Source organism: Nonomuraea mangrovi (assembly GCF_042681425.1).
GTDB classification, from domain to species: Bacteria; Actinomycetota; Actinomycetes; order Streptosporangiales; family Streptosporangiaceae; genus Nonomuraea; species Nonomuraea mangrovi.
The window spans coordinates 28,634-47,717 of sequence record NZ_JBHUFV010000083.1 but is presented as its reverse complement, the minus strand read 5'-3'; the positions used below and the strand labels follow the sequence as shown (position 1 = coordinate 47,717).

At 72.4% G+C, this 19,084-nt stretch carries 19 protein-coding genes; 12 read left to right on the top strand and 7 right to left on the bottom strand.

The genetic code is table 11. The features are described 5' to 3' along the window. Nucleotides 1-40 precede the first annotated feature (40 nt). The gene (locus tag ACFSKW_RS49090; RefSeq protein ID WP_379581733.1) at nucleotides 41-790 is read left to right on the top strand and encodes an SDR family oxidoreductase; all 750 of its coding nucleotides are present in this window, start codon (nucleotides 41-43) and stop codon (nucleotides 788-790) included. A 167-nt stretch (nucleotides 791-957) separates the two neighbouring features. Continuing rightward, a complete protein-coding gene (locus tag ACFSKW_RS49085) occupies nucleotides 958-2,112 on the top strand; it encodes an epoxide hydrolase family protein (RefSeq protein ID WP_379581731.1) in 1,155 nt (384 codons plus the stop codon). A gap of 44 nt (nucleotides 2,113-2,156) precedes the next feature. Here ACFSKW_RS49085 and ACFSKW_RS49080 read toward each other — a convergent pair whose 3' ends face one another. Then, nucleotides 2,157-2,984 (bottom strand): nitroreductase/quinone reductase family protein, encoded by an 828-nt coding sequence (locus ACFSKW_RS49080; protein WP_379581729.1) that lies wholly within the window; start codon nucleotides 2,982-2,984, stop codon nucleotides 2,157-2,159. A gap of 479 nt (nucleotides 2,985-3,463) precedes the next feature. On the opposite strand from ACFSKW_RS49080, the gene ACFSKW_RS49075 reads away from it, so the two are divergent. The 6 genes from ACFSKW_RS49075 (at nucleotide 3,464) to ACFSKW_RS49050 (ending at nucleotide 8,645) form a co-directional block, all read left to right on the top strand. Beyond that, nucleotides 3,464-4,222, top strand: a complete 759-nt coding sequence (locus tag ACFSKW_RS49075; protein ID WP_379581727.1) for a class I SAM-dependent methyltransferase — start codon at nucleotides 3,464-3,466, stop codon at nucleotides 4,220-4,222. 131 nt (nucleotides 4,223-4,353) lie between these two features. Continuing rightward, complete coding sequence (locus tag ACFSKW_RS49070) at nucleotides 4,354-5,088, top strand: hypothetical protein (RefSeq protein WP_379581725.1); 735 nt, start codon at nucleotides 4,354-4,356, stop codon at nucleotides 5,086-5,088. Then, nucleotides 5,088-6,278 carry a sensor histidine kinase gene (locus tag ACFSKW_RS49065; RefSeq protein ID WP_379581723.1) on the top strand — a complete coding sequence of 397 codons (1,191 nt, stop codon included), beginning with the start codon at nucleotides 5,088-5,090 and terminating at the stop codon, nucleotides 6,276-6,278. Before ACFSKW_RS49070 ends, ACFSKW_RS49065 begins: the two co-directional genes overlap by 1 nt. After that, complete coding sequence (locus tag ACFSKW_RS49060) at nucleotides 6,278-6,916, top strand: response regulator (protein ID WP_379581721.1); 639 nt, start codon at nucleotides 6,278-6,280, stop codon at nucleotides 6,914-6,916. Before ACFSKW_RS49065 ends, ACFSKW_RS49060 begins: the two co-directional genes overlap by 1 nt. A 77-nt stretch (nucleotides 6,917-6,993) precedes the next feature. Continuing rightward, nucleotides 6,994-7,578 (top strand): RNA polymerase sigma factor, encoded by a 585-nt coding sequence (locus ACFSKW_RS49055; RefSeq protein WP_379581719.1) that lies wholly within the window; start codon nucleotides 6,994-6,996, stop codon nucleotides 7,576-7,578. Next, complete coding sequence (locus ACFSKW_RS49050) at nucleotides 7,578-8,645, top strand: CU044_5270 family protein (protein ID WP_379581717.1); 1,068 nt, start codon at nucleotides 7,578-7,580, stop codon at nucleotides 8,643-8,645. Before ACFSKW_RS49055 ends, ACFSKW_RS49050 begins: the two co-directional genes overlap by 1 nt. Here ACFSKW_RS49050 and ACFSKW_RS49045 read toward each other — a convergent pair. Next, a complete protein-coding gene (locus tag ACFSKW_RS49045; protein WP_379581715.1) occupies nucleotides 8,597-11,014 on the bottom strand; it encodes a DUF4838 domain-containing protein in 2,418 nt (805 codons plus the stop codon). The two genes, ACFSKW_RS49050 and ACFSKW_RS49045, sit on opposite strands and share 49 nt — an antisense overlap. Nucleotides 11,015-11,116: 102 nt before the next feature. Continuing rightward, complete coding sequence (locus tag ACFSKW_RS49040) at nucleotides 11,117-11,806, bottom strand: helix-turn-helix domain-containing protein (protein ID WP_379581713.1); 690 nt, start codon at nucleotides 11,804-11,806, stop codon at nucleotides 11,117-11,119. A gap of 6 nt (nucleotides 11,807-11,812) precedes the next feature. Between ACFSKW_RS49040 and ACFSKW_RS49035 the strand changes: the two genes are divergently transcribed. Next, nucleotides 11,813-12,184 (top strand): DoxX family protein, encoded by a 372-nt coding sequence (locus ACFSKW_RS49035; protein WP_379581711.1) that lies wholly within the window; start codon nucleotides 11,813-11,815, stop codon nucleotides 12,182-12,184. An 8-nt stretch (nucleotides 12,185-12,192) separates the two neighbouring features. Here the strand turns inward: ACFSKW_RS49035 and ACFSKW_RS49030 are convergent, their stop codons facing one another. Next, complete coding sequence (locus ACFSKW_RS49030; RefSeq protein ID WP_379581709.1) at nucleotides 12,193-13,125, bottom strand: aldo/keto reductase; 933 nt, start codon at nucleotides 13,123-13,125, stop codon at nucleotides 12,193-12,195. A gap of 77 nt (nucleotides 13,126-13,202) precedes the next feature. On the opposite strand from ACFSKW_RS49030, the gene ACFSKW_RS49025 reads away from it, so the two are divergent. Next, a complete protein-coding gene (locus tag ACFSKW_RS49025) occupies nucleotides 13,203-13,652 on the top strand; it encodes a MarR family winged helix-turn-helix transcriptional regulator (protein ID WP_379581707.1) in 450 nt (149 codons plus the stop codon). A 155-nt stretch (nucleotides 13,653-13,807) separates the two neighbouring features. Here ACFSKW_RS49025 and ACFSKW_RS49020 read toward each other — a convergent pair whose 3' ends face one another. Further along, entirely contained in the window at nucleotides 13,808-15,139 is a 1,332-nt protein-coding gene (locus ACFSKW_RS49020; RefSeq protein ID WP_379581705.1) for an MFS transporter, read from the bottom strand. Nucleotides 15,140-15,246: 107 nt separating this feature from the next. Here ACFSKW_RS49020 and ACFSKW_RS49015 point away from each other — a divergent pair, with 107 nt between their 5' ends. After that, nucleotides 15,247-16,131 (top strand): LysR family transcriptional regulator, encoded by an 885-nt coding sequence (locus tag ACFSKW_RS49015; RefSeq protein WP_379581703.1) that lies wholly within the window; start codon nucleotides 15,247-15,249, stop codon nucleotides 16,129-16,131. A gap of 137 nt (nucleotides 16,132-16,268) precedes the next feature. Here the strand turns inward: ACFSKW_RS49015 and ACFSKW_RS49010 are convergent, their stop codons facing one another. Next, nucleotides 16,269-16,604 (bottom strand): hypothetical protein, encoded by a 336-nt coding sequence (locus tag ACFSKW_RS49010; RefSeq protein ID WP_379581701.1) that lies wholly within the window; start codon nucleotides 16,602-16,604, stop codon nucleotides 16,269-16,271. A 286-nt stretch (nucleotides 16,605-16,890) separates the two neighbouring features. On the opposite strand from ACFSKW_RS49010, the gene ACFSKW_RS49005 reads away from it, so the two are divergent. Further along, a complete protein-coding gene (locus tag ACFSKW_RS49005) occupies nucleotides 16,891-18,042 on the top strand; it encodes an NAD(P)/FAD-dependent oxidoreductase (protein WP_379581699.1) in 1,152 nt (383 codons plus the stop codon). 158 nt (nucleotides 18,043-18,200) lie between these two features. Here the strand turns inward: ACFSKW_RS49005 and ACFSKW_RS49000 are convergent, their stop codons facing one another. Beyond that, nucleotides 18,201-19,046, bottom strand: a complete 846-nt coding sequence (locus ACFSKW_RS49000) for a UbiA family prenyltransferase (RefSeq protein WP_379581697.1) — start codon at nucleotides 19,044-19,046, stop codon at nucleotides 18,201-18,203. Nucleotides 19,047-19,084 lie beyond the last annotated feature (38 nt).

The window sequence follows — 19,084 nt, the reverse complement described above, 5'->3', positions numbered from 1 at the left end:
CCGGCCACAGTACCGATCACCGACGAACAAGGAGATCGACATGCAGAAGCTGAACGGCAAGACCGCCCTCGTGACCGGTTCCTCCCGCGGGATCGGCCGGGCCGTCGCCGAGCGGCTGGCCGCCGAGGGCGCGACGGTGATCGTCCACTACGCCTCCAACGACGCCGCCGCCAAGGAGACCGTCGAGGCCATCCGGACGCGCGGCGGCAGGGCGGCCGCCGTCCGCGCCGAGCTCGGCACCGAGGGCGACGTCGACGCGCTGTTCGGCGCGCTCGACGGCCAGGGCCTCGACATCCTGGTGAACAACGCGGCGATCGGCGGTGGCTCCATCGAGGACACCACGCCCGAGTCGTTCGACAGGGTCTTCGCGGTCAACGTGAAGGCGCCGTTCTTCATCATCCAGCGCGCGCTTCCGCTCATGCGCGACGGCGGCAGGATCGTCAACATCTCCTCCGCCGACACGCGGATCGCGCTCGCTCACGAGCTGGCCTACTCGATGACCAAGGGCGCCATCAACGTCATGAGCCGCACGCTGGCCAACGCGGTCGGCGACCGCGGCATCACCGTGAACACCGTCGCCCCCGGCCCGACCAGGACCGACATGACCGCATGGCTGTTCGCCACGCAGGGCATGGAGGAGGCCACCGCCGCGGGGGCCGCGCTCGGCAGGGTGGGGGAGCCCGCCGACATCGCCGACGTCGTCGCCTTCCTCGCCTCGGACGACGCCAGGTGGATCACCGGCAACCTCATCGACGCCACAGGCGGGATGTTCCTCGGCCCCCGGTTCTGATCTGATCACGCAGGCCCGGCTGTATCGCGGTATAGTCGGCCCGTCATGCGATACGAGGAGGTGAGCCCGATGACGATATCTCGTCCTGTCCGGGCCCTCCTGGGAGTTTCGTCGGTCTGAGCCGCGCCCAGGAGTGCCCATGTCGAGCACTTCTGAACGAAGGAACCATGGCAGTCAAGCCTTTTCAGATCACCGTTTCCGATGACATCCTGACCGATCTGCGCGCCCGCCTGGCCCGCACCCTGTACACGACCGCCTCCGACTCCGCCTACTGGGCCGCCGGCGTCGACCCCGGCTACCTGCGCGAGCTCGTCACGTACTGGGCCGACGGCTTCGACTGGCACGCGGCCGAGGCGGCGCTCAACGCCTTTCCCCACTACGTCGCCGACGTCGACGGCCGGCGGGTGCACTTCGTGCACGTCCGCGCGGAGCGCGTGGAAGGCGCGCCTGAGCCGCTGCCGCTGGTGCTGACACACGGCTGGCCGAGCAGCTTCGTGGAGATGCTGCGCGTCACGCGGCTGCTGGCCGATCCCGCCGCCCACGGCGGCGATCCCGCGGACGCGTTCGACGTGGTCGTCCCCTCCTTGCCCGGCTTCCTGTTCTCCGACCTGCCGCGCGATCTCTTCACCCGCAGGGGCGTCGCGCGGACCTGGCACACGCTCATGACGGAGACCCTCGGCTACCGGCGCTTCGGCGCCTTCGGGGGCGACATCGGGGGAGGAGTGACGCAGTGGCTCGGCGCCCTCCACCCGGGGGAGGTCGCCGGCGTCCACATCACCTCCGCGGTGGTGACGAGCAACTTCGGGGAGAACCCGGCGACCCCGGAGGAGCGGACGTTCCTCGACGCGCTCGACGCCTACGACGTCACCGACCAGGGCTACAGCGAGATCATGTGCACCAGGCCCGACACGATCGCCGCGGCCCTCATGGACTCTCCCGCCGGTCTGGTGGCCTGGATCGTCGACAAGTACCGCGACTGGAGTGACTGCGACGGCGACCTGGAGAAGAGCTGGGACAAGGACACGATCCTGACGGTGGCGACCCTCTACTGGGCGACCGGCACCATCGGCTCGTCCTTCAGGCAGTACTACGACTACGCCAACAACCGGCCGGTTCCCACGATCGGCGTGCCCGCCGCCGTCACGCTGAGCCATGAGCCGGCGTTCGCGAACTTCCCCAGGAGTCTCGCCGAGCGCATCTTCGCCGACCTGCGCCACTGGAGCGTCCCCCGGCGCGGGGGCCACTTCATGGCGCACGAGGAGCCCGAGCAGGTGGCAAGGGAACTGCGGGAGTTCTTCCGCCCCCTGAGGTCCGCCGGCTGATCACGGTGAGGCCGCTTCCCGACAGGGGGAAGCGGCCTTCCGGTTCAGCGGGCGACGCCGTTCAGGATCGCGACCAGCTGCTCCTCCTCGTAGTCGAGGTGAGCCTCGAGCTCCGTGGTGAGCAGGTCGACCTCGGCGACGAGGGCGGCGTGGTCGAGTTCGTCGCCCGCGAGAAGGGCCTGCAGCCTGGCCAGCAACCGCGCGACCACCTCGTGCTCGTCGCGCAGCCGCTTCATGGCGGGGGCGAGCTCGGGGTGACGCTCCTCCAGCGAGGGGAACATCATGCCGTCCTCGTTGGAGTGATGGTGGTGCAGCCCCTGGCACAGGGTCAGGCAGTTGACGCGCAGCTGCGCCCCGATCCCCGGCCCCGACGCGGCGATCTCCTTGCGGATCAGCGCGAGCTCCCTGCGGAACGCGCCGTGAATCGTCTTGAGCGCCTCGCCCATCGGACCCGCGGGCGGCCCGCCGTGGATGGGGTGGAGTGCGACGACCGGGATGAGCCTGCTCGTCCTGGCCTGGTAGTCCCCCCATCCGGGGTCCGCCTCCACGGCGCGGGCGAACAGCCTGTCCCGCTCCTCGCCCTCCAGCACCACCGCGTCCGCCTCGTAGGTGAAGCTCCCGTCCTCGACGGTGACGCGCGGGTGGGCGACCAGGTTGTGGTACCAACCCGGGTGAACGGGCGCCCCCATGGCGGAGGCGATGACCAGCAGCCGGTCGCCGTCGGGCAGGTAGCCGACAGGGGTCGTACGGCTCGCGCCGGTCCTGGCCCCCTTCGTCGTCAGCAGGAGCAGCCTGCCTCCGTCGAACATGGCGACCTGGCCGGAGTTGGCGCGGAACTCGTCGATGATCTGCTGGTTGAAGTCATTGGTCATGCTTGTGTCTGCTCCAGGCGTGGACGAGAAGAAGAGAAGAAGGGAGAAAGCCCGTCAGGGCACGAAACGTCGGCGCGTCGACATGGAAAGACGCCTCGACAGGAAAGAAGGCCGTCGGGAACGGCGGCGCAGGGGAGGGCGCGGAAGCGCTACGCGGTCAGCCGCGTCCTGTGAGCTGAGAAGCCACGACATCATCCCCCTGATACGGCGCCTCCATGCCACCGCCGTCCTCCGGGCCGGTGGCACGCGACATGAAGGTCATTAGAGGCCCATCCGGCGAATCTTGTCAAGGCGGTCGTCCGCCGCCTTCGCCGTCACCCGAGGGGCCCGCCGCCTTCGCCGTCACCCGAGGGGCCCGCGGCCGACGACAGGTACGCGGGCGGCCACGGATCCGTGGGCGGCGACGGATCCGCGGCGACGGCCCGCGGGCGTGCGGGCCGCTGTTCCGCCGGCCTTCCGGGGCGTGTGAGGATCGGCAGATGACACGATCGTTCGATGACCTGGTGGCCGAGGCGAACGCCGTGCCGGTCGAGGGTTGGGACTTCTCCTGGCTCGACGGGCGCGCCACCGAGCAGCGCCCGTCATGGGGATACCAGCGCCTGATGAGCGACCGGCTCGCCAGGGCCACGGCCGCGCTCGACATCCAGACCGGCGGAGGCGAGGTCCTGGCCGGAGCGGCGAAACTGCCGCCGACGATGGTCGCCACCGAGTCGTGGCCGCCGAACGTCGTCAAGGCGACCCGCCTGCTGCACCCGCTGGGCGCGGTCGTCGTCGCCGACCCCGACGAGCCGCCGCTGCCGTTCGCCGACGAAGCGTTCGACCTGGTGATCAGCCGCCATCCCGTGAGCGTCTGGTGGCGGGAGATCGCGAGGGTCCTCAGGCCAGGTGGCACGTACTTCGCCCAGCACGTCGGGCCCGGCAGCGTCTTCGGGGTGAGCGAGTACTTCCTCGGCCCGCAGCCCGAGGAGAGGGACGGACGGCATCCCGACATCGAGAGCGCCGACGCGGTCGCCGCCGGTCTCGAACTCGCCGACGTGCGCATGGAGCGGCTGCGGATGGAGTTCTCCGACATCGGCGCGGTCGTCTACTTCCTGCGCAAGGTGATCTGGATCGTCCCGGGCTTCACCGTCGACGCCTACCGCGACAGGCTGCGCGACCTGCACGAGCTGATCGAGGAGGAGGGCCCGTTCGTCGCCCACTCCTCACGCGTCCTCATCGAGGCCCGCAAGCCGGGATGACGGGGCCGGGCGCCCGCCCGGCCGATGCCGATCCACCGTCGAGTCCCACCGCGCGAGGTAGAGAAACCTCTACCGGTGATCGGTAACCAGCCCCACTGCCTGCCACGAAGCCGACTACGATCATCGAAGGCATGGACAGAAGGACAATGTGGCCGCGGGCCCGCGCGGTCGGCGCGGTGGTGGCAGCAGTGGCGCTCGGTGTGGTCATCGGCGGCGGCGGGCCGGCCGTCGCCCAGAACGGCGCCAAGGGCGGCGGCAAGGCGACATTCGAGGAGATAGACGTCCAGCGGATCAACGTGGTCGAACCGCATGGCAAGCCACGTCTGGTGCTGACCAACAAGGTGAGGTCGCCCGCGGCCGTCGTGGACGGCGTCGACCTGGGCAACGCGGGACAACGGGCCGGAATGATCTTCTACAACGCCGAAGGCGACGAGGCGGGCGGCATGGGCGTCGACAGCAGTGTCGTCGACGGGAAGCCGGGCGCGGGTGGGCAACTGGCCTTCGACCAGTACAAGCAGGACCAGACCCTGGTCCTGAGGTACGCGGAGGACCAGGGCAGGCGCGGCGTCGGCCTGACGGTTCAGGATCGGCCCGACACGCCTCTCTCCGGCATGTTCGAGGAGTACACGAAGATCCAGCAGATGCCGCCTGGCCCCGAGCGGGACCAGGCGATGGCGGAGCTGGAGAAGAAGTACCCCAGCCCAAAACGGGCCTTCTTCGGCAAGAATCCGGACAAGTCGGTGGGCCTGACGCTCGCCGACGGCAAGGGCAAGCCGCGCATCGTCGTGCGCGTCGACGAGAAGGGCGACCCGCAGATCCAGTTCTTGGACGCCAGGGGCAAGGTCACCAGGACGATCAAGGGCTGATGAGACGAGCCACGACCCCATGGCAGGCGATCCGAGGAAACCCGCTGCGGTTCCTCGGGTCGCCGTGGCCATGGCGAGCGCTCGCCTACCTGCTGACCGGGCTGCCGGGCGTCGCCGGTGTGGCCTACCTGTCATTCCTTGGGCGGCAGACGGCCGTGGTGGTGGGGACGACCATCCTGCTGGCCGTCGCTGGAGCGCTGAGCGGCCCGATCGCGGCCATGGAACGCAGGCGGCTGAGGCTGATCGATCCGGTCAAGGCGTCCGCGCCGTACCCGAAGTCGCCGGCCTTCCTCTGGCGGGAGATCGGCTACGGGCTGCTGTGGGTGACGATCCTGCCCGTGGTCGACGTCCTGGCCATCGTGCTGGCCGCGGTGACGGTCGTCTCGCTCGTCGAGAGATTCCATTCCTGGGTGGCCGGATGGCTTCCCGCCGCGTGGCAGGCGGCCGGGCTCAGCGCCCTCGTCACTCTGGTCTGGCTGGCCGGGTGCGCCTACCTGTTCACGCTGCTCGCCGCGGCGCAGGGGGCGCTGGCGCGCAGTCTGCTCACCGCGCCCGCCGAGGCGCGGATGGTCGAGCTGACCAGGTCGAGGGCCAGGCTGGTCGACGCGTTCGAGGCCGAACGGCGGCGCATCGAGCGGGACCTGCACGACGGCGCCCAGCACCGGCTCACCGCCGTGCTCATGCAACTCGGCCTCGCGCGGCTCGACGTCGCGAGCGACCCCGCAGGCACGGCGAAGGCCATCGATCTGGCCTACGGGCACACCCAGGCCGCGCTGGACGAGCTGCGCAAGGTCATCAGAGGTATGCATCCGCCCGCGCTCACCGACAGGGGGCTCGGCGTCGCGGTCGCCGAGCTGGCCCGCCACTGTCCCGTCCCTGTGACGCTCGACCTCGACCTGCCGTACCGGCCGCCGCCAGGGGTGGAGGCGGCGGCCTACTTCTGCGTCTCGGAGGCCCTCACCAACGTGATCAGACACAGCGACGCGCGGAAGGCCGCCATCAGCGCCGCGCTGGCGGGCGGGCGGCTCGTCATCGAGGTGACCGACGACGGCGTCGGCGGCGCCGATCCCTCGCTGGGCAGCGGGATCAGCGGGCTGGCCGACAGGATCGGCGTCCTCGACGGGACGCTGTCGCTCAGCAGCCCGCCTGGAGGGCCGACGATGCTCAGAGTGGGCATCCCGTGCGACTGATGATCGCCGAAGACTCGGTTCTCCTCAGGGAGGGGCTCAGCGGGATCTTCGCCAGGTTCGGCCACGAGGTGGTCGCCGCCGTCGGCAGCGCCGTCGAGCTGGTGCACGCCGTCGGCCGCGAGGTGCCCGATCTCGTGGTCGTCGACGTGCGCATGCCGCCGACCTTCCGCGACGAGGGGCTGCGGGCGGCCATCGCACTGCGCCGCGACCACCCGGGCCTCGGCGTCCTGGTCCTGTCGCAGGTCGTCGAGGAGGCCGCGGCGGGCGAGCTCATGCAGGCGGGCACGCGCGGCATCGGCTACCTGCTCAAGGACAGGATCGGCGCGATCGCCCAGTTCGTCGAGGACGCCCGCGCGGTCGCGTCGGGTGGCACGGTCATCGACCCCGACGTGATCCACCAGCTGCTCGTCCACCGTCGCGCGCACGACCCGCTCGAAGCGCTGTCGCCCCGCGAACGCGAGGTGCTCGCGCTCGTGGCCGAGGGCCGCTCCAACAGCGCGATCGCCCAGCGGCTGCACGTGTCGGAGGCCGCCGTGGCCAAACACGTCACCAGCGTCTACCTCAAGCTCGACCTCGGGCCCGACGCCGACGACCACCGCAGGGTGCTGGCCGCCCTCACCTTCCTCCGCTCCCGCTGACCACGTTCGGCGGGAGCGCGTGAAGAGGATCCGGCCAACGGTGAACAACAGGCGACCGTCCTACCGAAAGGAGCGCCATGGCGGCACCACCTGATGCCCACGGCGTGATGGAGGACGCGGACGTGGTCCTGCGGTCGCTCGACGAGCCGGACCTCTTCGCGTCGCTCTATGACCGCTACGCGGACGACATGCACCGCTACCTGGCCGCACGCCTCGGCAGAGAGCACGCCGAGGACCTCGTCGCCGACACCTTCCTGATCGCCTTCAACAGCAGGAGATCCTTCGACCCCGCGCGCGGCACGGTCAGGCCGTGGCTGTACGGCATCGCCACCAACGTCGTGGCGCGGCATCGCCGTACCGAGGGCAGGAGACTGAACGCGCTCAGCAAGGTCACCGCCGAGAGCGCCGTGGAAGGACACGAGGACGGGCTGACGTCCAGGCTGGCGGCCGAGGCGAGCAGGCCCGAGCTGCTCCGGGGGCTGAAGGGGCTCTCCCGGGCCGATCGCGACGTGGTGTTCCTGCTGGTCTTCGGCGGGCTCGACTACAACGAGATCGCGGCAGCGCTCGACATCCCCAGCGGGACGGTCGGCTCCCGGCTCAACCGGGCGAGGAACAAGCTGCGCGAGGCACTGGGCGGCGTGAATCCCATGAGGGGGCAGTGATGGACGAGCTGAAGCTGATCGAGACCGTTCTCGCCGAGCCGCGGGCCACGCCGGAGGAGCTCGCCGCCGGGCGTGATCGCTTCCTGCGGTCGGCCTACGGCGACGCCGCCTCTCGGCACCGCCGCGGGGGACGCGTGCGCTGGGCCGTCGGCGGGATGGCCGCCGTCGCGGCGCTGGCCGCGCTGTTCACCGTGCTCGTCGTGGTGCCCGCGGCCGAGCCCGCGAGCGCCAGAGAGCTCCTGCTGGTGGCCGCCGACAGGAGCGCGGCCGATCCGGCACGGGGCCGCTACACCCACTACCGGGTCGAGCGCGGCACCGTGATCGAGGTGGGCTCTGCCGAGCGGCCGTACCGGATGCTGGAGCGCCGCGTCGACGCGTGGTGGTATCCGACGGCCGCGGGCGACGACGGCTGGTACTCCTTCGCGCTGCTGGGGGCGGCGCCGGTCGGCGAGCAGGACGCCGCCGCCTGGCGCGCCGCGGGAAGCCCCGCCCGCGTCCCTTCGCTGTGCACCAGGGGAAAGGTCCACATCGACGGCAAGGAGCGGCCCGATCTCGCGACGGAGTGCCGCGAGGTCGACACGCGCCCCGCGAAGGAGCGGACCGGGCCGCTGGGCGGGTACGCGCGCTCTCATCCCGGTCTCGACGTCACCAGGCTGTCGGCCGACCCGGCGGCGCTCAGGGAGCAGCTGCTGACCTGGACGCGCTCCGGCGGGCTCGGCGGGCCGATCGAGGACGAGACCGCCCAGGTCTGGGCGGCCGCGCTGACCGTGCTCTTCCAGCCCGAAGGGCCCGTCTCGCCCCAGGTGCGGGCGGCCGTCTACCGGGTCATGGCCGACCTGCCGGGCGTCACGTCGCAGGGGGAGGCCCGCGATCCGCACGGCCGTACGGGACAGGCCTTCATCCGTGACGGAGAGGTATGGGAGGGCGCCACGAGCAGCAGCAGGGTCATCATCGACCAGGGCACGGGCCTGCCGCTCGCCGTGCAGGACTTCGAGCGGCCGGGTGGCCCCGTGACCGGCTACACCGTGCTGCTCGCCGCCACCTCGACGGACGGCCCGCCCGTGTAGCCGCCCTGTCCCGCAGGGGGTTTGGCCATGGTGCGGAGGGTGACGTCGTCGAAGTCCACGGTGACGTCGGTGGCGCTGTCCACCAGGAAGATGAGCCGCACCCTGCCGACCTCCTTGCCGCGGGCCGTGGAGGGGATCTCGCAGTCCAGCCGCAGCGGCGTCCACGTCCCCGACGGATCCAGGGTGATGACGGGCGAGCGGACCGAGCTGTTCGGGATCGGCGTGCCGTTCTGTTCCAGCAGGTCGAGCGCGAGCTGCACCGACGCCGACGTGCCTGACGGGGTCCGGTGGACGGCGGTGAGCCGCGCCAGGCCGGGGTCGATGTCGATGACCTGGCTGGGCCCGCCCCAGCCGTGGCCCGTCACCCGCAGCACCGCCGCGCCGGGCGGGCGGGAGATGGCGCGGGTGCCGTTGGAGCGGTCGAGCAGTTCCCACGGGGCGAGCCCGGTCTCGAACGACGGGTTGGCCACGAGGGAGACGGCCGACATCCCGCGCAGGATGAGGGCCGCGTAGGGGTGGTCGGCGGCGAGGGCGCGGGCCCGGTCGGTGACGGGGCCACCGACCGGCTCGTGGACCCGAAGGTGGTCCACCAGGGTCCAGTACTCGCCCGGGTTCCACCCTGTCCAGGTCAGGTTGGGGTAGGAGCCGGGGTTCATCTGCAGCACGAGCACGGGATCGGTGGCGAACTCCTTGATCAGCGCCTGCCGACGGGCGGCCAGGTCGAGGCGGCGCTGGAAGGTGTCGACGCCGTGCTGGAGCAGCGCGAGGGCGGCGGCCTGACCGTCGGGGGCGTCGACGGGGCGGGGATAGCTGAGCGCGGACGCCTCGTAGAACTCGAAGGCCCTCCTCATGATCGTCGCCCTGGCGCGCTGCGCGGGCGTGGCCGTCCTGGAGACGACGGAGTCGAGCAGGGCCCGGCTGCGGGTCAGGTCGGACTCCTCCACCAGGTCGAGGTACTGCGGCAGGTTGAAGGTCTGGTAAGTCGCCTCCGGCAGGAACCATGCCGATCCGGGCACCCGTTCGGCCCAGAAGCGCTCCCACAGGCCGAAGTAGGCGGACAGGTCGTCGGCCGCGGCGGTGCCGACCGCGCGCTCGCACCACTCGCGGTGGAGCCGGTCGACGTCGGCGTCCGCGTTCCACAGCAGCTTGGCGGTGATCCAGGGTTTGGGGCCCTCGCCCCAGTTGGGATACAGCTCGGCGTAGTGGGCGACGACGCCCTTCGCCTTGGCGTACCTGATGGTCTCGGCGTAGCGGCGGGAGAACATCCGGGGTAACAGGTACGGCGCGCCGTACAGGTAGTCGTAGAAGCCGAGCCGCGAGCAGACCGCGAGCCACCGCTCGGTCAGCGCGTGCCCTGCCTCCTGGACCGCAGGGTCGACCCAGGCGTACCTGTCCTGCGTCAGGAACGGCACCACGTGGGGGTGGAGCGGGAAGGCGGGCGGCGTCTCCAGCCTGCGGTAGGCGAGCAGGCCGAAGTCCTTTCCCGGATGGTGGACCAGCACGCGCCGGACGACCTCGTTGACCCAGGCGTAGTAGGCGGGCACGGGGTCGGCCTCGGCGAAGCCCTCGCCGTCGTTGACGCCCAGGGAGAAGGATCGGGCCGCGGGGTTGGCGGCGAAGTACTCGAGGATGCCGATGACGGCCGCGTCGATGGTGCCGGGCACGGAGAAGGCGGGCTGCCAGCCGGTCAGCTTTCCCGGCGCGGGCGGTCTGCCGCCCGGATAGTACTCGGGGTGGGTCTGGCCGTACCTCTCGACGGGGAACAGGCTGTGCAGGTTGTGGTGGAAGGCGATGGGTTCGGTGGTGACGCCCTGCATCCTGTTGCGCTGGGCCCATTGTTGCTGCAGCGGGTATCTGGCGTCGCGCAGCGGGCTGAGCGAGCGCTGGGCGAAGGCCGGCTGCTCGCGCACCTGGACCAGGGGGACCCGTAGCGTCGCCAGGGCCGGCACGTCGTCGCCGTCGGGGCCCGGCATCAGCCACCGCACCCCGGCGTAGCGCTCGAGGAACTCGCGCACCCCGTTGGCGGTGCCCGTCGCGCTGGGGCCGACGACGGTGACCGTGTCGCGGTAGAGCCTGATCACGAACCCGTCGGGGTCGAGTCCTCGGATCAGTCCCGGCACGGCGGGATCTGGTCCTGGCGAGCCCACGTGGATCGGCGTGAGCCCCGGCGAGGCCGTACGGGGCAGGCGCACGCCGGTGGCGCGCTCGATGTAGGAGACCAGCTCGTCGGCGGCGGCCTGCGCGGCGGGCGGGGCGATGACGGCGGCTCTGGCCGTGCCCGACTCGACGATGGGCAGGCTCGTCTCGGGGCGGAGGGCGGGGACGAAGGGGAGGGCTCCCATGAGGCCGAGCAGCCGGCGGCGGTTCATGTCGTCTCCAATCGAGGACCTAAGACATAGGACATAACTCGATCGGAAAAGCGTCAAGACCTCTTGCGGACGCGTTTCCCTGCGCCGCCCGGCACGCTCCCGTCACGTGGTTCGGAGCGAGACCGGGGTGCGGCCCAGGAAGGCGCGAGAGGTGCGGGTGAGGTGGGCCTGGTCGGCGAATCCCGCCATCGCCGCGGCGGAGGCCACCGACGAGCGGCCGAGGTGGGCGACCGCCGTCCGCAGCCGTGCCCACTGCCGCAGCCGTACGAGCGGGATGCCGACGGACTCGCGGACCAGGGCGCGCAGCCGCGGGGCCGACAGCCCCACCTCCGCGGCGATGGAGTCGAGAGACGCCAGGTCGGCCGCCCGCTCCAGCGCGTGGGCCACCCTCGGGTCGAGAGCGGCACCCACTCCCACGAGCGCGCCGAGCTCGGCCATGGCCGCGTCGGCGCCGGCGGCCATGGCGGCCCGCACCCGCCGTACGGCCCGCGCGTCCAGCGCCGCCACTTCCGGGCGGGACGGCGGCAGCAGCCACGGATCGACGAACAGCGCCGTGTAGGCGGAGGTGACGGCGGCGGTGTGAGCGAGCTGGGGCGGCACGAGCAGCCCCGCGGCCGAGATCCGCCCCGCCTCGGCGGGTCCCCGGTCGGGCAGCACCACCTTCCACGCGGGATGCAGGTGGCGGGCGACGCTCGCGGGCCCGTCCTCCGCGAACACGGTCAGCCCGCCGGAGGCGAACACCAGCCGGCGATCGTTCTGTTCAAGCGTCCGTGAGGGCGCGCGGGTCAGCATCGCGTCATGCACGATATCGCCGCCATCGCACTGGCGCTCTTCCTGGTCGTCACGGGGGTCTCGCACCTCATATTCCCCGGGTACTTCCGCACCCTGGTCCCCGCCTGGTTCCCCTGGGCGGGCGCGGCCGTCGCCTGCAGCGGGGCGGCGGAGATCGTCGTGGGCGCGGTGCTCCTCGTCCCGGGAGGCGGGGCGGCGGGGGGATGGGCCGCGGGAGCGCTCATCACCGCCTACCTCGCCTCGCACCTCGACGCGCTACGGCACGCGCGCCGGGATCGGCCGCGGCTGCTGGACCGGCCGGTCGGCGTCGCGGCGCGGCTGGTGGTCAACGCCGTCTACATCGGTTGGGCGGTCATGGTGGCGCTGTCCGCGCCGTGACCACGCCGTCAGCGGTCGATGGTCGTCATGAGGAACGCGGGATAACGCTCACCCGCGGCGCCGCCCAGGGCGTCGAGCGTCGCCAGCTCCCGCTCGGTGAGGGTGAGGTCCGCGGCGGCCGCGTTCTCCTTGACGCGGGCGGCGCGGGTGGTGCCGGGGATCGTCACGACGTCGTCGCCGCGCGACAGCACCCAGGCCAGCGCGAGCTGGGCGGGCGTGACGCCCTTCGCGGCGGCCAGCTCGGCGACCGTGCCGGCCAGGGCCCGGTTGCGGGTGACGTTCTCGCCCTGGAAGCGCGGGTCGGCGCGGCGGAAGTCGCCTTCGGACAGCTCGTCGGGGCCGGTGAACGAGCCGCCGAGGAAGCCGCTGCCGAGCGGCCGGTAGGCGACCAGCCGCACGCCCAGCTCGCGCAGCGTGGGCAGGATCTGGGCCTCGACGTGCCGCTCCCACAGCGAGTACTCCGTCTGCAGCGCGGCGATCGGGTGGACCGCGTGCGCCCGTCGCACGGTGGCCGCACTCGCCTCGCACAGCCCGATCTCTCGCACCTTCCCCTCGGCGACCAGTTCGGCCATCGCGCCGACGCTCTCCTCGATCGGCACCCGCGGATCCACCCTTGCCAGGTAGTACAGGTCGACGTGGTCGGTGCCGAGCCTGGTCAGCGAGCCTTCGACGGCCCGCCTGAGGTGGGCGGGGCTGCCGTCGACGCGCATCCCCTCCGGCGTGCGCACGCTGCCGGTCTTGGTGGCGAGTACGGCCTGCGCCCGCCTGCCTTTGACCGCCCTGCCGACGATCTCCTCGCTGACGCCGCCGCCGTAGAAGTCGGCGGTGTCGAGGAGGGTGACGCCGAGGTCCAGTGCGGTGTGGATGGCGTTGACGGATTCCCGCTCGTCGGCGGGGCCGTACGAGCCGCCCATGCCCATGGTGCCAAGCCCGATTCTCATCGCGATCACTCCTTGATTAGCCGTCTAACGAAAAACGATAGACGGCTAATCATTTGCCGTCAAGCTACCCTGAGAGCGTGACCGAGATCCTTGACCTGATGACCATGACCCACAAGGCGCTGCGCGCCGTGGCCGAGGAGAGCATGCGCAGGCACGGGCTCCACCTGGGTCAGAACCTGGTGCTGGCCGCGCTGTGGGAGCGCGACGGACGGACCCCCGGCGAGCTCGCCGCCACGCTGAACGTCACCACACCGACCATCGTCAAGATGGCCACCCGCATGACCGCCGCCGACCTGCTGGTACGCCGCCGGGACACCGCCGACAACCGGCTGGTCAGGCTCCACCTCACCGAGAAGGGCCGCGCGCTGCGCGAGCCCGTCCTGACGGAGCGTGCTGAGCTCGAACGGCGGATCACCGAGGGCCTCACCGGAGTCGAACGCGACCACCTGGTCTCGGCCCTGGGCAAGATCCTCGGCAACGTACGGGCGCTGGGCGCCGGGCCCGTGGACCACACCGCCGAGGTCTGACGGACCCGGCTCCCGCGCCGCTGCGGTCTGACGGACCCGGCTCCCGCGCCGCCGAGGTCTCGCATCCGGGCCTTCGCGCCCGCGCCGCCAGGGTCTCGCGCCCGCTCCCTGTGACCAAGCCGCCGAGGTTCCCACATCGCGTCGCAGCGGGTTGGTCAGCGCCGGGTCGTGAAGGCCACCGTGGCGGCGGCCAGCGGGAAGACGGCGACCACGGCCAGCGTCCGCACCAGTCCCAACGGACCGGACAGCGCGCCCGTCAGCGCCGACCCCGCGGCGCCGCCGACGAAGAAGGCGAGGTTCAGCAGGCCCATCCCCATCCCGCGGGCCTGCGGCGCGAGCCTGGCCGACATCTCGCCGGTCAGCACGACCTGCGTGACAGCGAACGCGGCCAGCGAGAGCGAGGCGGCGGCCACGAGCAGCCACCCGCCCGCCGCTCCCGTCACCGCCGCCGCTGCCAGGGCGACCCCGGCGGCCAGCGCCGTGCCGACCAGCAGTCCGCGGGCCTTGCCGGCATCGAGCAGGCCGGCCCTGCGGGAGAGCAACGCCCCCACGGCCGCGCCCGGCAGCAGCGCGGCGCCGACGGCGAGCACGCTCCAGCCGTGGGCGCCGGTCAGGAGCTGCGGCACCGCGTACATGGTGGCGAACAGCCCGCCGAAGACGCCCACCCCGATGGCGACCGCCACCCAGAACGCGCCCGAGGCGATCACCGTGTGGGGGAGGAAGCCCTCGGGCCTGCCGCGGGTCCACCACGCCAGGGCCCCGGCGGTGGCGACCGCCACGACTGCCAGCGCCGCGACGACGGGCGCTTCCAGCCGCAGGCTCCGTCCCTGTATCAGCACCAGCAGCGTGCTCACCGTGACAGTGAGAAGGGCGGCTCCTGTCACGTCGAGCGGCCCGCGCGAGCCCGCCCGCCGTACCAGGGGCAGGCAGGCCGGTACGGCCGGCAGCGACAGCACGGGAAGCACGAGCGTGACACGCCAGCTCAGCCAGGTCGTCACCACCCCGCCGACCAGCGTCGCCCCCGCCGCGAACGTCGCCATGACCATGCCGTAGCCGGCGAGCACCCTGGGCCGCCGCTCCGGCTCCACGCCCGCGAGCAGGGCCACCCCTGCCGCAGCCATCGCGCCCGAGCCCGTGGCCAGCACGAGCCGTCCCGCGACCAGCGCGCCCAAGCCGGGGGCCACGACGCAGACGAACGCGCCTGCGCCCAGCACCGCCGCGCCCGCCAGCAGCGCCGTCCTGATGCCCCGCGTGTCGGCGATCCGGCCGAACACGGCGGTGCCGACGCCGAGCGCGAGCGCGTGAGCGGTGATCACCCAGGCCACGGCCGCGGGCCCGGATCTCAGCGCGGCCGCGACCTCGGGCAGGGCGACGCCCGCGGCCGTCACCCCGAAGACCGAGGGCCCGAACAGCGCTCCCAGCCGCAGCGCGGTCGAGAGCGTGCCGATCTGCCCGCGTGTGGCGGGGTCGGCAAGGGAATGCGACATGTCAGCTCCTTCAAAGATCGGATTCCATTCGAGTCCGGGAAGAAGCGGTGAACCAGAAGCAGTTGTCGCCTCCAGTAATCAGCCGTCGTGATGAACGGGGGAGGGCGATGGAACTCCGGCAACTGCAGTACTTCGTGGCCGTGGCTGAAGAGAGCGGGTTCGGCCGCGCCGCCGAGCGGTTGCACATCGTCCAGTCGGCGGTCAGCCAGCAGGTCCGCCGCCTGGAACGCGAGCTGGGCGTGGCGTTGTTCGACCGCACCACCCGGCACGTGCACCTGTCGGCCGCAGGCGAGCGGCTGCTGCCCGAGGCCCGCGCCGTTCTGGCGGCGGCCGACAGGACACTCAGGGTGGCCGCCGACATCAGGTCGGGCGACGACGGCGTGCTGCGGCTCGGCGCGGTGAACGCACCAGGCGACCGCATCTATCGCATGCTGGGCGAGCTGGCCACCGTGGCGCCCCGGCTCCAGGTCAGACTGCGGCGGCTGAGCCTGGCCGACCGGCTGGCCGCCGTGCGGTCCGGCGAGCTGGACGCCGCGCTCGTGCGGGCGCTGACCGCCGCTCCCGAGCTGGAGCTGCTGCCCGTGTGGACCGACCCTCTGTACGCGGCGCTGCCGGCCGACCACCGGCTGGCGGACGAGCCGGTGCTGCGCCTGGAGCAACTGGCAGGGCTGCCGGTACGGCTCGCCCCGCGCGAGAACAACCCGCCGTTCCACGACCTGGTCATGGACGCGTTCCGGGCGGCGGGCGTCGAGGTGTGCCTCGGGCCGCCGTTCACCGACTTCCAGGAGACCCTTGTCTCGATCGCGTCAGGTCCTCCGTCGTGGACGGTCTTCTACGAGGTGTCGGGCCTGCCCGCCTTCCCCATGGTGGCCATGCGGCCGCTGGCCGAACCCGTGCTCGTCACCTCGCTCGCCGTGAAGCCGGGACCGCCGAGCCCCCACGTACGCCACCTGCTCCACGCGCTCGCCGCGACCGGCCCGACCACCGAGTGACCGCCTGGCTTCGGCAGTCATCGATCGGGTGACGGTCTGGCCTGGGCTGGTCGTCGGTCGGGTGACGGTCTGGCCTGGGCTGGTCGTCGGTCGGGTGACCGTTTGGCCTGGGCCGCCGGAGGAGGCCGGAGCGCTCGCTAGCTCCTCACCCGTTCCAGCGGGTCCAGGCAGAGCCAGAAGCCGTCCCGCCCCACCTCGGCCAGCACCACGTGACGGCCGGCGTCGGAGTCGTGCGCGCGGAACTCCACCGCCACCAGGTCGTCCTCGTCCTGGTCCTCCTCGTCGTCGATCAGGCGGAGCCGCAGGACGGCCTCGCCCTCCATCCGCCAGCGGAAGGTCAGCGTGTCCTCGCCGTGAAGGGCCGAGTGGTGGCGCAGCTCGCCCGTGCCGTCGGCTGAGAAGACGACCTCGTCGCCGAACAGCACCCCCGCCGTCCCGTTCGCCGAACGCCAGCGGCCGACCAGCTCCGTCATGCCGGCAAGGCTACGACGTGACGGGCCGCGATGCCTCCGCCGGCCGGTGTTCGCGGGTTACCCGGTATGGGACGGCTGTGGTGCCGTTGTCGGTGGGTGTTCGCGGTTACCAGGGATGGGTTGGTTGTGGTGCCCTGTCGGTAGGCGTTGACAGGTTGCTGGGACCTGTTGCCTGTGGTGCCGTTGTCGGTGGTGTTCGCGGGTTGTCGGGATGGGATGGCCGCGATGTCCTCGTCGATCGGCGTTGACGGGTTTCGGCGAGACCGCGGCGTGGCAGGTGTCCTGGATGACAACCGTCTGGGACGTGGTGGTCGTCGGCGGAGGGCCCGCAGGCTCGGCGGCGGCCCTGCGCGCCAAGCAGCTCGATCCCGGCGCGCGCGTCCTGCTTCTCGACAGGGACGACTTCCCCCGCGACAAGGCGTGCGGCGACGGCATCGCGGCACACGGCAGGGACGAGCTGGCCCTGCTCGGCCTTCCCGATCTCATCGCCGACTACCGGCCGACACAGCGCCTGTCAGTGGTCTCGCCCGGCGGCGTGCGCGTCTCGGCCACGGTCGCCCGCCCCAACCACGTGGTGCCCCGGCTGGTGTTCGACGCCCGCCTCGTCGAGGCCGCCCGCGCCCGAGGAGTCGAGGTACGCCGCCACCGCGTCCGGTCGCTGGCCGCCCGCGATGGCGAGGTCCTCATCGACGGCGAGGTGCGCGCCCGCACGATCGTCGCGGCGGACGGCGCTCACTCCACCGTGCGCCGCCTGATCGGCGCGCCGCCGGCGCCGGACAGGCACACCGCGATCGCGGTGCGCGGCTACGCGGACATGCCCGACTCCGACGACGCCCAGCTCATCGCCATGCAGCGGGCCGGCTGGCCGGCCTACGCGTGGGTGTTCCCCGTCGGGGACGGCACCGCCAACGTGGGCTTCGGCATGCTGCTGCCGAAGCTGCGCGCGACCGGCCTGCCGGGCAGGCAGGTCCTGCACGGCAGGCTCGCCGAGCTGCTTCCGTGCCTGCCCGCACGCGACCTGCGCGCCCACCACCTGCCGCTGTCGCCTGGCCGTCCTCGTCCGGGCGCCGGCAGGGTGTTGCTCGCGGGTGACGCCGCCGCCCTCATCAACCCGCTCACCGGCGAAGGCATCTACTACGCGCTGCTGTCGGGCAGGCTGGCGGGCGAGGCGGCGGTCACGGCTCCCACCGATCCGCTGGCCGCCTACCGGCGCGGCCTGCGGGGCGCGCTCGGACGGCATCTGCGCACGACCGACCTGCTCGCCCGCGCCGCGCAGTCGTCCGGCTTCATCGACGCGGCGATCGCCACGGCGGCGCGCCGGCCCGAGGTGTTCGACCTGCTGGTGGAGGTGGGTCTCGGCGCGGGGACGGTGCCGGTCCCGCTGGCGTGGGCCGTGATCAGCCGCTGGCTCACAGGCAGCCCGCGCCGGCATCGGTGAGTTGCGGCCGGGTCCGTCGGCACCGGTGAACCTGAGCCCGCGCCGGGACCGGTGAGCCGCCCCCCGGTCCGTCGGCACCGGTGAAGTGCGCCTGGTTCGGCGGAGCCGGCGAACTGAGCCGCAACCGGTGGGCAGTGAACCTATGAGAGGAGCGGGTGCTAGGCGGTGAGGTCGGCGCCGTTGGCGACCAGGAGGGCGACGTCGATCGCGGCCACCACGATCGCGGCGGCGAAGGGTGCCTTCGGGACGCGACCGCCCAGCAGCAGGCCCGCCAGCGCGACGGCGCTCGCCGCGACGAGCGCGCCCCACGAGGCCGCGCCCGGCTCGCCGTACGGGCCGAAGGCGAGCAGCGCCGTCGCCGCCAGCAACGGCAGCGGGACCAGCACGGAGACGAGGACGCGCCCGAGACGCTGCGGCAGGCCGCGTACTCCCGCGGCAAGGTCGGCCTGGATGTCGGGCAGCACGTTGGCCAGGTGCGCGCCGACACCGAGCAGCGCGGCGGCCGAGACGGCCCACCACGCGGGCCACGGCCGTCCGGGCAGTCCGAGGGTCACGAAGGCGGGCAGCACCCCGAAGCCCACCGCGTACGGGAGCCAGGACAGGACGGTGGCCTTGACGCCGAGGTCGTAGGCCCACGCCGCGCCGACGCCCGCCAGGTGCGCGGACCCCGCCGCCCAGCCCGAGGCCAGCGACAGCGGCACGCAGAGCGCCAGCGCGACCACCGCCGCGGCTCGTACGGCCCGCGCGCTCACCTCGCCTGTCACGATCGGCTTGTCGGCCCGCCCCGCGGCCGCGTCGCGGTCGGCGTCGACCGCGTCGTTGCACCAGCCGATCGACAGCTGCCCGGTCAGCACGGCGGCCGCCACCAGAGCGCATCCCGCGGCGTCCCGCCCGCTCGCCACGGCCAGCACGGTGACCAGGACGGTGACCGCGACCGTCGGGCCGGGATGACAGCTGCCTGCCAGCCCCCTGAGCACCCGCGCCGCGCTCAATGCCTGTCGCACCAGCCGATCATTGGCAGCCGAATCCATGCCGTCTCATG